We start from the raw sequence: 13,690 nt of genomic DNA on the forward strand, positions 1-13,690 counted from the left end.
ACGGCCATCCGCGAAGAAAGAACTGTTTCAGCGGCTCGCACGAGGCGCGTTCGCGGCCTTATCCGGTGTCTTCTTGCCGGGCAGCGGAGACAAGGACCGCAGCGCGCCCTGATAACTCAGCGTTTCACTCTGTACCGGATGCGCAAAATCATTGTTCGAACCCGGTACGTCCGTGCGAATCAGCAGCACCTGTCCCGGTACCTCGTCCGACATGACGAAGGTATAGCGTTTGCCGATGTACTGAGGAAAGCGCGCGCCATTCGGATCGCCGAGATAAGGCTGGATTACGATCTGCTTCGCCGGGACCTTCTTGCCCTGCGCGTCGCGCATCACCGGCGTGATCGCCGGGCTAGCGGCGAGCGCCAGGCGGACACGGCGCTGGAAATAGCGGCGCTGTCCGCCCGTCAACTGCTCCATCTCCGCAATGTCACGCTCCAGGAAATACAGGATCACGGGATTGCACGGCATGCCTTCACCGGGCAGCTCCACCTTGCCGGCATGGTCACTCACCAGCGCGTCGCCGTTGGCATTGTCGGCGCTGACTACCAGGACCTTGACCGTATCTTTCTCCTTCGCCGGTGGACCGGTCCGCTCAACAGCGTAGTCGAGTTCCGTCTGAGGCTGAACGCCCTTCAGGTGCGTCGATAGAAAAAGAAGCCGCTCAGCCGGCGCGATCTCGGGACTGGCGCTGCTTGCCGGGTTTGCCGCGCTGGCAGCATCGGCCGCAAACGCTGGGCCGGAAGCAGCCAGCAAGACACTGGCCGCGGCGGCGACCCACCCTGTCCGCAGTTTTGCCATACGCGTCCACGCTCTCATTTCGCGTTGGCCTGTGCGGCGGGGGGCTCGCTGATAGCGAGCAACGGGACCTCATAATTCGTCAGTATCTTGTCGATCTTGGGCTGGTTTGCGCCGATCCACTGATCGACCTTCGTCTTCCACGGGCCTTCGCCATAACGCACGCCCATCGATATTTCATAGTCGAAGCGCACCCCCGGCGTTGGCGGGAAAGGAACCAGCTTGACCTTGTCGCCGGCTTGCTTCGCAAAATAACCGGCTATGGGACCCCACAAGAAAACGACATCCACATTACCCGCCGACATGTCGCGCTGGATCATCTCGCCCGGGAATTCCGCAGGGTCGCCGCTTTGCACCTTGTACGATACGGCTTGCTCGATCAGGTTGTTGCCAAGCAGCCAGTCGACAGCGGGTGTGTTTGAAAAGATCCCGAGACGCAGTTTATGCAACTGGTCGGGCGGCAGCTTGAGCAGATCGGACGGTGTTGTGATGGACGCGAATTCCGGCCGGTTCGGGAACACCATCGCGTAAGTGGAGTGGAGCCAGGGACGCGTGGTCGACGTCATGTCGTAGCCCTTCGGCACGCCGATCACCAGATCGCACTTGTAGTCGTCCGTGTCGGGTATCTTCTCGCGCAGCGTGTGCCGGATGAAACCCATGCGCTGCGGAAAATACGTGTATTCGATCTTGTAGCCAAAGTCGCTCGCCATCTGCGCCGCGATCCTGTTTTCGAACCCCTCTCCCTTGTCATTCGAGAGCGGCATGTTGTTCGGATCGGCGCATACACGCAGCACGCCGTCGGCTCCGTCGTTGTGAGGCAGCGCGGGACCGTCGGCATGCGCGGTACTGAACCCAAGCACCATGCACGCTGCCACGAGCGCCGTGCGCGCGAACGCGCCAGGCTTGCGATAAGTTCCGTGAGCTACACAAACGCCATAAACAACATAAGCGTCAGACATCAGTCCTCCGGTAAAGCGTGATACAGGCGGCGTGATACAGGCGCCAACGTCGGCGCCGCTCGGGCAGCGCGGATGTCCAGTGCGGGGCTTATTTCGCATCGATCACCTGCAGGTCGCCCGGCTTGATCTTGCCGTCGGAGCGCCCCTTCAGATACGCAAACAAGTTCTGCCAATTCTTCTGCATCATGTTGCTGGAGCTGAAGTCGGGCATACCCTTGTCAAGACGTCCGCCGAACACTGTCCGATGAAACTCCGCTGGATCGATGGTCTTGAACGCATCGATCAGCGACGGCCCCACCATGCCCTGCTGCTGCGCGCCGTGACAACGTTCGCAGGCAAGCGCGCGCCAGGTTCGCCAGCCTTGCAACGTGTTGTTATCCACCTTGTTGCCATCGACAACCTGGTAGGCAACCGGCTTCATTTGCGCCGGATCGGTCTGGGCGTATGAAGCGGGTAACGTCGCCAAGGCTATCGCCAGCGGCAAGAGTATTCGGCCTTTCATTGCACGTGTCTCCTTCGGTTTGAACGTGCTGCGTCATGCGTCTTGCACGCAAAGAGCGCAGGGTTGAAACGATGTGTGCCGTGTCCCGGGTCCGGGACACGCCCGGCCGCCTCGGTCATGCAAGGCCGGCCGGTACGTGTCGTCAAGCTTTCCCGGAGCTCGACGACCGACTGGAAGAGGCTGAAGCTGCGCCCCCCGTCAACTCGGGATGGCAAACACAAACAGCGTGCCGCCAAGTGCCGTGTACTTCGCGAGTTCGCGGTAACCGCCAACCGCGCCCAGACCTTCCGTGGACTTCTCAAGGCCTGCCGCCATGCCGATACCCGCCCATCCGCCAATGCCGGAATAGACACCGACGAACTGCTTGCCCTGGTACTCATACGTGAACACGTTGCCGATGATTCCGGAAGGTGTCTTGAACTTCCAAAGCTCCTTGCCATCCGAGATGCGAACAGCTTTCAGGTAGCCTTCGAGCGTGCCGTAGAAGGCAATGCCGCCCGCGGTCGCCAGCGCACCTGACCATACCGAGAATTTCTCCGGCTTGGACCATGCGATTTTTCCCTTGCTGGCGTCCCAGGCAATGAAGTTGCCCATCGCGCCCTTCTCGTTCGGGCCCGGGTACATCGACAAGGTCGCGCCCACGTATGGCTGACCGGACACGTATTCAACCTCGAACGGTTCGTAGTCCATACACACGTGATTGGTCGGGACGAGGAACAGGTTGCTCTTCGGATCGAACGCAGCCGGTTGCTGGTCTTTCGAACCCAACGCCGCCGGACAGATGCCCTTCACGTTATGGTCCGGACCTGCTGCCTGAGTCGAATAAGCCGCGTTGCGAATCGGCAGGCCGCTCTTCAGGTCCACGCGGTCAGCCCAGTTCACCGCCGGGTCGTACTTGTCGGCAACCAGCAACTGTCCTGTTTCGCGATTGAGCGTGTAGCCAAAACCGTTGCGGTCGAAGTGGACGATGGCTGGCACTTTCTTGCCGTTCATGGGCAGGTCGGCAAGAATCATTTCGTTCACGCCGTCATAGTCCCACTCGTCGTGAGGCGTCATCTGGTAGACCCATTTCGCTTGTCCCGTGTTCAGGTCGCGGGCGAAGATGGACATCGACCATTTGTTGTCGCCGGGCCGTTGCGTCGGATTCCAGGTGCCGGGGTTGCCCGTGCCGTAGTACACAAGATTCAGCTTCGGATCCCATGCATACCAGCCCCAGGTCGTGCCGCCTCCTGTCTTCCACTGATCGCCCTTCCAGCTCTTGAGCGATGAGTCCGCGCCAACCGGCACCATCTTGCCGTCGGCCCAGGTCATGGTCTTGTCGGGGTCGAGCAGCATTTCGTTGTCCGGACCGGTGCTGAAAGCGGTCCAGACCGGCTTGCCGGTCTTGATGTCGTAGGCAATCAGCCGCCCGCGTACGCCGAACTCGCCGCCTGAAATGCCGGTGATCACCTTGTCGCCGAATACGTGCGGCGCGTTGGTGTTGGTTTCACCCGCCTTCGCGTTGCCGTTTTGCGCGGTCCATTTCACGTCGCCGGTTTTTGCATCCAGCGCAACGAGTTTCGTGTCGGCTTGCTGAAGAAAGATCTTGCCGTCACCGTAGGCAAGCCCGCGATTGACCGTGTCGCAACACATCACCGACACCACTTGCGCGTCCTGCTTCGGTTCGTATTGCCAGATGAACGTCTGGTCTTTCAGGTTGATCGCAATAACCTTGTTGGGAAATGGCGAGTGGATATACATCGTGTCGCCGATGACAAGCGGCGAACCCTCATGACCGCGCAACACGCCGGTCGACATGGTCCAGGCGACCTGCAGCTTCGCCACGTTACTTTCATTGATCTGCTTAAGGGGGCTATAGCGGTGATTGGAATAATCACCTGCTTGAGCGGCCCAGTTCGATGAGTTCTTCATCAGGGCGTCGAGCTGCGAATCGGCCTGTGCAACAAAAGAGTTGAGGGCCGTTACCGCAACCACCGCCAGTCCGAGAACCAGGGTGCGTAATTTCATGTCTCCTCCAGAATGTGTTGCCGTCCGACTCAGGGATGACCCCACCGCCTATGCCCCGGGCGCGCCTTCACCGGTGCGGGCAGCGAGCTGAAGTTCCGCCCGGTCAAATGCCGGGCTGCTGTTTGCGAAGACGAATTGCATATTCCATGCCGGAATTTCTCCCGTTGTCGAATCTGCCGTTGGAGAGCGACTGAGATTGACGGAGATCGGCAGGGCGTGGCACCGATTGCTGCGGGCGTCCATGCGAAGGGAAAACCCCGAGGGGACGAATAGCATCACGATGGCGCGAGGATGAGACGCTTCATTCGGATTACGACACATACTGTGTCAAATCCGCGATACACACTCCAATCTGAAAGGCGCTGCAAGCCCAGTGCTCCCAGCAGCGGGCGGTGCGCTGCAGCAAGGGCCGTGGCGCGAGGCTGTTATTCAAAGTGCGAGGCCCGGTCTTCATGCAGGCTGGCGCGGTGTTTGCAAAGCATCTCCAAGTTGAACCCCGGTTGAGGTTCGCTACGAACGAGCGTGGGAGGGATCGCCATGACCAGCACACAACCCGAGAGGGTCTACTCCGACGATGAGATCCAGCAGCGTCTCACCGGCCCGCTCCAGCACTGGTATATGGAGGACGGCTGGCTGCGCCGCAAGATCAAGACGGAAGGATGGAAAGGCACGCTGATGGTGGTGAATACCGTCGGGCACCTCGCGGAAGCGGCGTGGCACCACCCGGACCTGACGGTGTCGTATGCGTTCGTCACCGTGAAGCTGAAGACGCATTCGGCCAAAGGCATCACCGATAAAGATATCGCGCTCGCGACCAAGATCGAGGAAGTGATCCAGTGGCAACCCGGGCTGGAAGGAGGAGCGCTGGAAGGCACCCCGCGCGACGACCAGCGTTTCCGCTATATCAAGTACGACGCACCGAAGGCCTGAGCAAGGTCGCGAATCCGTTGGTACGGCTCTTGCCTTGAAGGCCACGCACCCGGCTTCACGGCCACGGCTTTGACCACGACATCGAACCCAGGGACACTCGCGATGCAGCTTCGCCTGGATCATGAATCGGACCAACGAACGGACCACGAATCGGACACCGCGTCGCCGCTTTCGACTGTAACGGTCGACGCCCCCGCGCGCCTGCACCTGGGTTTTCTCGACCCAAGCGGGTCACTGGGACGCGCGTTCGGCAGCGTCGGATTGACGATAGATGCACCCGGTACGCGGATCACCGCGCAATATATCGATCATGCCGATCATGCCGGCGAGACGCAGGTGACCGGTGCCCACGCCGACGCACAACGCGAGCGCATCACGCACTATCTGGGCTTGCTGCACGACGCTTACGGCGGCCCGCCAGTTCGGATCGATGTCCGGCGTGCTCCCCGCGCACACGCGGGCCTCGGCTCGGGCACGCAGCTCGCGCTGGGGGTCGGTACGGCGTTCGTCAGGTTGCTTGGGCGGACCGCCTCCACAGCAGAACTCGCGCGGCTGCTCGGACGCGGCGCGCGCTCCGGCATCGGCACGCTCGGTTTCGATCACGGCGGATTGATCGTGGACAGCGGGTCCTCTGCTCGCTCCGGGGCGCATCATGAACCTCACGTTCCATCGATCCTGACCCGCCTGCCGTTTCCCGACGCATGGCGCATCCTGCTCGTCGACGACACCCGTCAGGAAGGCCTTCACGGCAACGAGGAACGGCGAGCGCTCGCGACCCTTGCTCCCTTCCCGAAAGAGCTTGCCGCGCACCTGTGTCACCTCGTGCTGATGCTCGTGCTGCCCGGCATTGCAGAACATGATTTCGATGCGTTCGCGAAAGGGATTAGCGAACTGCAGCAGACCATCGGCGAATATTTCGCGCCCGCTCAAGGCGGCGTATTCTCAAGTCCCACGGTCGCCGCGGCGATCAACGCCGCCAAAGCCGCCACGCAGCACCGCGCGGGCATCGGCCAGACGTCGTGGGGACCCACCGGTTTCGCGTTCGTGCAGAACGCCCAGGATGCCGAACGCGCGCTGGCCGCCGCGACGGACGTCACGCGCGGCATAGCCGGCGTCGTGTGTTCGGTAGCGGCGGGAAGCAATCGCGGCGCGTCCATCCATGCCGTCGGCCTGCAACGCTGCCACAGCGGTCCCGCTTAAGCGCCGCGCGAATCGAGCCACTAACCACCGGAAACGAGTCCATTCCCATGCCCGAAGCCACAGAACGGCCCTACATCCTGCACATGTTGACGGCCACGCCGCAGATGAGTCCCTTCGACGTCAACATGGCCGCCGATGCCGGTTATCAGGTCATCGTTCCCTATTGCAATGTCGGTGCGAACGACGTCGTCACGCTGACTCAGGACGCGATTTTTTCGCGCGGTCCGAAAGGCGTGTCGCGCACGGGGATCTTCATCGGCGGACGTGACGTCATGCTCGCCGCCGATATGCTCGACACCGCGCGCCACGCCATGGTGCCGCCCTTCGAAGTATCGGTATTCGCCGATCCGAGCGGCTCGTACACGACCGCCGCCGCGCTCGTTGCGCTCGTCGAACGTCATCTGAAAGCAGCCCACGGCGCGGAGCTCGGCGGCAAGCGCGTGCTGATTCTTGGCGGCACCGGCGCGGTGGGACGCGTGGCGGCCGCCATGGCTGCATCGCTGGGCGCGCAGGTCCTGATAGCGAGCCATTCGGACATCGCCCGCGCGACCCGCGTGAGCGACGAAGTCAACCAGCGTTTCGATATCGCGACCACCGGCGTTTCGGTCCACACGCGCGATGAATTGCATCACGCGCTCGCGAGCGCCGAGGTCGTGATGGCAACGGCCGTCGCGGGCGTACAGGTCATGAGCGCAGCCGACGTCGCGGTCGCCAAACACCTGCTGATCGCCGCCGATGTCAACGCCGTGCCGCCCGAAGGTATCGCGGGCGTGCATGTCATGGACGATGGCAAACCGCTTGCCGGCGCGGTTCGCGAGGACGCGCTCGCAATCGGGGCGCTCGCGATCGGCAACGTCAAATACCAGGTCGAACATCGGCTGTTCCTGCGGATGCGCACCGGCGTCAAGCCGGTCTATCTCGGCTTTCCCGAAGCGTTCGACGAGGCTCGCGCGATTGTTGGCGACACCACCTGATGGATCGTTCGTTCATGACGCCCGGCACCCGTTCCGCGCAAGCTCCGTACATCGCGGCCGTCGGCTTGTCAGCGCGCATGCTTGCCCAGTCCGCGCGTCGCGCGGGGCTGAACGTGGCCGCGCTGGATATCTTCGGCGACCGCGATACACGGCGTTATGCGCCGCTATGGTTCGATATCGGCGGCGAGGGTTTGTCGATCGACGCTCAGCGTCTCTTCGATGCACTCGAACGTACGGCTCGGTTGCCACGCATGCTCGGCTTCGTGATGGGCAGCGGGCTTGAGCCGCTGATGCAGGATTTGTGCAGTGCACTGCGATTGCCGCGCCTGATAGGGAATAGCGCCGGCGCAAGCGCTGCCGTGCGCGAGCCGCGCCGGTTTTTTGCGCTGCTGGATCGGCTGGGCATCGCGCATCCGGAGGTCTGCCACGCGGCTCCATTGGATCCCGCCGGCTGGCTTTTCAAACGCGCCGACGGCTGCGGCGGGACACATATAGAAGCACTCGATTCGACATCGAACACGCCGGCGGCTAACGGCTATTTCCAGCGCATGAGCGCAGGACGTTCGATGTCCGCGCTGTTTGTCGCGGCACGGAGAAAAGCGTCCGTGATCGGCTTTGCAGAGCAGCTCAGCGAGTCCGTGGGCAACCGGCCGTTCCTGCACACCGGGTCGATCGGGCCCGCCGACATCCCGCCGCAAATCATGGACGACGTCACGACGGCAATCAGCGCGATCGTGGCGAACACGGGTCTCGTGGGGCTGAACAGTATCGACTTCCTGCTGGACGGCGACACGTTCCAGGTCCTCGAAATCAACGCGCGCCCTTCATCGACGATGACACTCTACGAAACCGCCGCGCCCGAAGCATGGCCGCGTGGCCTGATCGCGTGCCACCTCGATGCGTGTCTCGAAGGACGTCTGCCAACGCGAACATCTCCCGCTTCGACTCGATCCAAAGCCGGTCAGCGCGTGGTGTTCGCGCCGCGCAGTCTTATCGTCTCCGGCCCCTTCAGCGACGCCTGCCTGACCGACCCCGCGTGCCACGACGTACCGCATCCAGGCATGCGAATCGGCGCGGGCGAGCCGGTCTGCACGCTCGTCGTCACGCAGCCCTCCACCTCCACCGTCCGAGACGAACTCGGGCGCCGCGAAGCGCTCGTTTTGCAACGCATCGAAACCTGTCATGAGCACACTGATGCCGTCATCTCTTCCTCCGCCTGAACTCAGCGTCAACGCCCTGAGCGAACGGCTTGCCACCCGGCTCGTCGACCACGCCGCGCGGCTGCGCATAGCCGTTTCGCGCACGCCCCACGGCACGACAATTGTCGACGCGGGTATCGACGCAATGGGCGGCATCGAAGCGGGCGTGCTGATCGCGCGGCTGTGCATGGGCGGTCTCGGACGGGTCGCCGTGCGCTCGAGTCTTGACGCAAATCCGCCCTGGCCGAGCATGATCGAGGTCCATACATCGTCACCCGTGCTCGCCTGCCTTGGTAGCCAGTACGCGGGGTGGAGCTTGTCGGCGACGAAGGAGCAAACCGGCGGCAAGAAATTTTTCTCGCTCGGCTCAGGCCCGGCGCGCGCGCTCGCGGGCAAGGAAACACTCTTCGATGAACTCGGCTATCGCGACCGCCACGATCGCGGTGCGCTCGTGCTCGAAGTGGACCGCTTGCCGCCGCCCGTCGTGATTGAAAAAATCCTGCGCGACTGTGCATTGGCGCCCGACAAACTCACGCTGGTCGTGACGCCGACACACTCTGTCGCGGGAACGGTGCAGGTCGTCGCGCGGGTGGTCGAAGTTGCACTGCACAAGACGCATGTGCTTGGCGTGGACCTCAACGAGATCATCGAGGGCAGCGGCACGGCCCCGTTGCCACCGCCCGCGCCCGACGGAATCCAGGCGATGGGCCGCACCAACGACGCCATTCTCTACGGCGGCCGTGTGCACCTGACCGTGAAAAGCGATGCCGTCGCGCAACGGCTCGCGGCAGAATTGCCGTCATCGAATGCGCGTGATTACGGGCGTCCTTTCGCCGATATCTTCACATCGTTCAACTACGATTTTTATCAGATCGACGCCGCGTTGTTCGCGCCCGCCGAAGTGTGGGTCGGCAGCCTCGAAAGCGGCTTGACCTATCACGGCGGCAAGCTCGACATGGCGCTGCTAGACGCCCAATGGAGCGGTACTTCAGGCACTTCGGGCACATCAACGCCGCAATCCGGCGCGGGGCAGACGCCATGAGCCCGGGGCTTCGGGTCGCCATCATGACCGACGAAACCGGCTGGCACACCGGGCGCCTGAAGAAAGCATTTCTCGCGCGTGGCGTGGAGGCGCGCTGCGTGGATCTGGCGCAATGCCGCATCGATACCACGTGGGCGCCGCACGGTCTCGCGATCCCGGGCTTTGGTCACGCGCTGCCCGATGCGGTATTCGTACGCGGCATCGCGGGCGGGACGTTCGAGCAGGTCACGCTGCGGCTCGGCATCTTGCACGCGCTGCGCGAATGCGGCGTGCCGGTATATAACGACGCACGCGCGATCGAGCGCAGCGTCGATAAGTCGATGACGAGTTTCCTGCTCAACCTGCATGGTGTGCCAACGCCCGCCACATGGGCGGGAGAATCGGCGGCCTTCGCGCAGCGGGTGCTGATGCGCGAGGCGGCCGCGAACCGCCGGGTCGTGCTCAAGCCGCTGTTCGGATCGCAGGGCAAGGGGTTGCGACGGCTGGGCGCCAACCGTCGCGACGGGTCGCTCGCCCCGTTGCCGTCGTTGCGGACATCGGGGCAAGTCGCTTATCTGCAGCGCTACGTGGAAACCGCGCGGCCGGGCTTCGACTGGCGTGTCCTCGTGATCGGCGGCCGGGCGGTCGCGGCCATGCGGCGCGTGGGCGGCAAAGGCTGGATTCACAACTTCGCGCGAGGCGCGAAATGCGAGCGCGCGCCGCTCGATCCCGTCCTGGCCGACACGGCCGAGCGGGCGACCCGTGCACTCGGCCTCGACTACGCGGGCGTCGACCTGATTCTTCCTCAGCGCGCGTCCAGCAACTGCGGCGATGCACATCGCCCCCTGGTGCTCGAAGTCAACGGCGTGGCGGCGTGGCGCGGCTTGCAATCGGTGACGGATGTTGACATAGCCGCCGCGCTCGTTGACGACCTGCTAGCGCGCAGGCTCGCGGCGCACGCGCCTCTGAAGACCGCCGATGCCCCCACATAGCCCCCTCCCTCTCGCAACGGCAAGAGCAGCCTTTTTAAGGGCTTGCCGGCTCGATGTGGAGACCGCAAAGCCGGGCAATGTGAGCATCGACGACCCCGGTCACGGCATGACGGCGTCGCAATTCATCGCGAGCGCGGACGTCGCGGCGGATGCGCTGTTCGCACCCGCCGCGACGGTCGGCACGCGGATTCTCGATGCCGTCAGCCGCACCCGCGAGACGGCTGGCTGCAACACCAACCTCGGCATCGTTTTGCTGGTCGCCCCACTCGCCGCGGCGCTTGAAATCCACGGCACCGACGCGAATGTCACCGCGTACCGCACTGCAACGGAACAGGTGCTGCAAAAGCTCGATATCGACGATACCCGCGCCGCTTATCGCGCAATTGCGCTCGCGAATCCCGGCGGTTTGGGCGACGCGCCCGAACAATCGGTCCACGACTTGCCGAGCGTCGATCTTCGCACTGCGATGGCGCTCGCTGCCGATCGCGACAGCATCGCGCGTCAATACGCGAACGGATTTCGCGACGTGTTCGAAACGGGCCTGGAAACCGTACGCCGCGATCATCGTTCGGGACATTCGCAATCCGCCACGGCGATCACGCTCGAGGTGTTCCTGGTCTTCCTGAGCGGCTGGCCCGATTCACACATTGTGCGCAAGCACGGCCTGCTCGTGGCGCAGAGTGTCACGCGCGAGGCGCGCGCGCGCCAGGACGCGATACACCGCGCTCGGGCCCGCGGCGGCGTCGCAAATGAACTGCATGCCCTCAGGGAGTGGGACGCTGAACTCAAGGCACAAGGCATCAATCCGGGCACGAGCGCGGATCTCACGGTCGCTACGCTGTTTGTCGCAGGTGTCGTGGACGGCATTCCGGACGGCATCTGAGCGCACTGAGGCACGCGGTGCCGCCCAACGCTGCGACGGTAACCCGCCATTGGCACGGAACATGATAGGAACAGCCATGGTTCTCAACCGGCTCCGGGCGGCGTCGATTCACGCCGTTCGCGGGCTGACCGCCAAGCGGGCACATTCAATATCCAATCACTGGAGGAACAGCATGGCCAAAATCAACCGCGTCATGGTAGGCGAGTCGCTAGTCGGCGACGGCAACGAGGTCGCTCATATCGACTTGCTGATTGGACCGCGCGGCTCTGCTGTCGAGACCGCGTTCTGCAATGCCCTGACTAATAACAAGGACGGCTTTACGTCGCTTCTGGCGGTCGTCGCGCCTAATCTCATCACCCGTCCGAATACGGTGATGTTCAACAAGGTAACCATCAAGGGCGCAAAGCAGGCCGTGCAGATGTTCGGTCCTGCCCAGCACGCCGTCGCGCTCGCCGTAGCGGATAGCGTTGAAGACGGCACGATTCCGAAGGACGAAGCCGACGATGTTTTTGTTTGCGTGGGCGTGTTCATTCACTGGGAAGCCGAAGACGACAAGAAGATCCAGGAATACAACTACAAGGCTACCCGCGAAGCGATCCAGCGCGCGGTTGCCGGAGAACCGAGCGCAGCCGATGTAGTCGCGAAGAAAGCTTCCGTCGCGCATCCGTTCGCGGCCAACTGAAGCGCGGCGCGGTTCTATGGCGTGGTGTAAAAAATCGGGTCTGGACGCGGCCGCTCAAGATATTCGTGCGTTACTCATGCGTTATTCATGAGTCGTTCACGACAACAAGCGGCCCGTCCAGTCCTTCATTCAACCGAGGAATGACTTTTTTTGGAGAGGCTCCGGCATGACCTCCAGATGTCGCACGCGGCTGCTGATTGCCTGTCTCGTGCTCGCACCGTCACTTGCATCGCCGCTTGCATGGGCGGCGGACCCGTCGACCGATCCCGTTGTTCCGGCCGCCGGCAATCCGGCACAAGGCCACGATTACCCCACTCAGGGCCGCGTGGAATACGTGCTCGGCTGCATGGATGACAACGGTCACGACTTCGCCAACGTATATAAGTGTTCTTGCGCGATCGACCATATCGCGGCGGTTCTTCCCTACGACGACTACGTCGAGCAAATGACCTTCTCGAAATATTCGACGCTCGGCGGCGAAGGCGGCAACGAGTTTCGCGTGGATCGGGCCAAAGCCCAAACGAAGAACTTTCGTTCGATTCAGACCGACGCTTTTCGCGCGTGTGGCGTGACAAAGTCCGCTGCCGCAACCAAGTGAAGCACCCGTAGAGTGGCGAGCACTTCAAAGCGCGAAGCTTCGCGCGTCCCTTAAGCGTCCTGACGATCAGTTCGGGATAAGCCCTTTCCCGAGGAAAGCGCAGGTGACGGCCTGCGCGCTGACCGGCTGACGCCTGCGTTCAATTAGAACCCCGACCGATTCCACATCGGGAAACTTTGCAGGCTTCGCAAGCGATACCCGGACCCAATGCGCCCCGAAATCGGCAATCACCAACTGAGCAATTTTCTCGGCAAGACGTTCGAGCAACTGCACGCCGTGCGAGGCCAGCAATTGATGCAGTGCATCGTGGACGGCCGCATAATTTACTGTGTCCTCGATACGATCCGTCGCACAGGCGCGGATCGACGGCACGCCAATGGTGAGGCTGATACGCACGGGTTGCGGGTCCCGCAATTCGCTGACGTCGATACCGATCACCGTACTCCCGGTAAACCCTTTGATGTAGACGATGTCCATGGGCACATCGGTGGCAGCTTGTGGTGCGGTATCGATGGAGGGAAAGTGGGGAATCACATCCGTTTGCGCGCTCTGCAGCGTGCCCGGCGAAGAACGTGTGGGTCGAACCGCATCGAAAAGCTCCATGAATAACCTCCGTTGGCGATTGCAGGGAAAGGGCTGTGGGCGTGCCATTGACGAACAGATAGCCGCAGCAATGAGTGTCGCGGAATCGATACAGCGTGTGAGCGTTTTGTACCGCCTGGCATGAGGCTTTCCGTCAGGCGCTCACACGCATGCACACGCGGGCCTGTTGCCGCGGTTTCTGCAAGTCGCAAGCAAAAATCGGGCGCAGCGGCTAACACTTACGCGACTACTTATTGAACCCTGGCGCCATAGGAGGTAAAGTTTTGCCGACGCGGTTAAGTTCATAAAACGTCAATACGTATCGCTTCGCGCGCATGCGGACCCAGAAAAACGCAGCGCAGGGGA

The 13,690-nt window shown here is 62.5% G+C and carries 14 protein-coding genes; 9 read left to right on the forward strand and 5 right to left on the reverse strand.

What is annotated here, in order from left to right; translation table 11 throughout:
* Positions 1 to 27: 27 nt before the first annotated feature.
* From ACSQ83_RS07120 to ACSQ83_RS07135, 4 genes are all read right to left on the reverse strand, one after another.
* On the reverse strand, positions 28 to 798 hold the full coding sequence (locus ACSQ83_RS07120; protein WP_436227650.1) for a hypothetical protein: 771 nt from the start codon (positions 796 to 798) through the stop codon (positions 28 to 30).
* 14 nt (positions 799 to 812) lie between these two features.
* Entirely contained in the window at positions 813 to 1,658 is an 846-nt protein-coding gene (locus ACSQ83_RS07125; RefSeq protein WP_436227693.1) for a substrate-binding domain-containing protein, read from the reverse strand.
* Positions 1,659 to 1,842: 184 nt separating this feature from the next.
* Positions 1,843 to 2,256, reverse strand: a complete 414-nt coding sequence (locus ACSQ83_RS07130) for a c-type cytochrome (protein WP_436227651.1) — start codon at positions 2,254 to 2,256, stop codon at positions 1,843 to 1,845.
* Positions 2,257 to 2,454: 198 nt separating this feature from the next.
* Positions 2,455 to 4,263 (reverse strand): methanol/ethanol family PQQ-dependent dehydrogenase, encoded by a 1,809-nt coding sequence (locus ACSQ83_RS07135; protein WP_414950560.1) that lies wholly within the window; start codon positions 4,261 to 4,263, stop codon positions 2,455 to 2,457.
* A 537-nt stretch (positions 4,264 to 4,800) separates the two neighbouring features.
* Between ACSQ83_RS07135 and ACSQ83_RS07140 the strand changes: the two genes are divergently transcribed.
* The 9 genes from ACSQ83_RS07140 (at position 4,801) to ACSQ83_RS07180 (ending at position 12,742) form a co-directional block, all read left to right on the forward strand.
* Positions 4,801 to 5,193 (forward strand): 4a-hydroxytetrahydrobiopterin dehydratase, encoded by a 393-nt coding sequence (locus ACSQ83_RS07140; protein WP_414950559.1) that lies wholly within the window; start codon positions 4,801 to 4,803, stop codon positions 5,191 to 5,193.
* A 102-nt stretch (positions 5,194 to 5,295) separates the two neighbouring features.
* Positions 5,296 to 6,393: a beta-ribofuranosylaminobenzene 5'-phosphate synthase family protein gene (locus ACSQ83_RS07145; protein ID WP_436227652.1), complete on the forward strand. Its 1,098-nt coding sequence runs from the start codon at positions 5,296 to 5,298 to the stop codon at positions 6,391 to 6,393.
* Positions 6,394 to 6,440: 47 nt separating this feature from the next.
* Positions 6,441 to 7,367 (forward strand): NAD(P)-dependent methylenetetrahydromethanopterin dehydrogenase, encoded by a 927-nt coding sequence (locus ACSQ83_RS07150; protein WP_414968081.1) that lies wholly within the window; start codon positions 6,441 to 6,443, stop codon positions 7,365 to 7,367.
* 14 nt (positions 7,368 to 7,381) lie between these two features.
* The gene (locus tag ACSQ83_RS07155; protein ID WP_436227653.1) at positions 7,382 to 8,587 is read left to right on the forward strand and encodes an ATP-grasp domain-containing protein; all 1,206 of its coding nucleotides are present in this window, start codon (positions 7,382 to 7,384) and stop codon (positions 8,585 to 8,587) included.
* Positions 8,550 to 9,608 (forward strand): methenyltetrahydromethanopterin cyclohydrolase, encoded by a 1,059-nt coding sequence (gene mch / locus ACSQ83_RS07160; RefSeq protein ID WP_414950556.1) that lies wholly within the window; start codon positions 8,550 to 8,552, stop codon positions 9,606 to 9,608. The genes ACSQ83_RS07155 and mch overlap by 38 nt, the downstream gene beginning before the upstream one ends.
* Complete coding sequence (locus ACSQ83_RS07165) at positions 9,605 to 10,579, forward strand: ATP-grasp domain-containing protein (RefSeq protein WP_436227654.1); 975 nt, start codon at positions 9,605 to 9,607, stop codon at positions 10,577 to 10,579. Before mch ends, ACSQ83_RS07165 begins: the two co-directional genes overlap by 4 nt.
* Complete coding sequence (locus tag ACSQ83_RS07170; RefSeq protein ID WP_436227655.1) at positions 10,566 to 11,462, forward strand: triphosphoribosyl-dephospho-CoA synthase; 897 nt, start codon at positions 10,566 to 10,568, stop codon at positions 11,460 to 11,462. The genes ACSQ83_RS07165 and ACSQ83_RS07170 overlap by 14 nt, the downstream gene beginning before the upstream one ends.
* A 172-nt stretch (positions 11,463 to 11,634) precedes the next feature.
* Positions 11,635 to 12,144 (forward strand): formaldehyde-activating enzyme, encoded by a 510-nt coding sequence (fae, locus tag ACSQ83_RS07175; RefSeq protein ID WP_414950553.1) that lies wholly within the window; start codon positions 11,635 to 11,637, stop codon positions 12,142 to 12,144.
* 166 nt (positions 12,145 to 12,310) lie between these two features.
* Positions 12,311 to 12,742, forward strand: a complete 432-nt coding sequence (locus tag ACSQ83_RS07180; RefSeq protein ID WP_414950552.1) for a hypothetical protein — start codon at positions 12,311 to 12,313, stop codon at positions 12,740 to 12,742.
* A 66-nt stretch (positions 12,743 to 12,808) separates the two neighbouring features.
* Here the strand turns inward: ACSQ83_RS07180 and ACSQ83_RS07185 are convergent, their stop codons facing one another.
* A complete protein-coding gene (locus tag ACSQ83_RS07185; RefSeq protein WP_414968077.1) occupies positions 12,809 to 13,345 on the reverse strand; it encodes a dihydroneopterin aldolase in 537 nt (178 codons plus the stop codon).
* Between the last annotated feature and the right edge of the window lie 345 nt (positions 13,346 to 13,690).

Source organism: Caballeronia sp. LjRoot29 (genome assembly GCF_964252755.1).
Classification (GTDB): Bacteria; Pseudomonadota; Gammaproteobacteria; order Burkholderiales; family Burkholderiaceae; genus Caballeronia.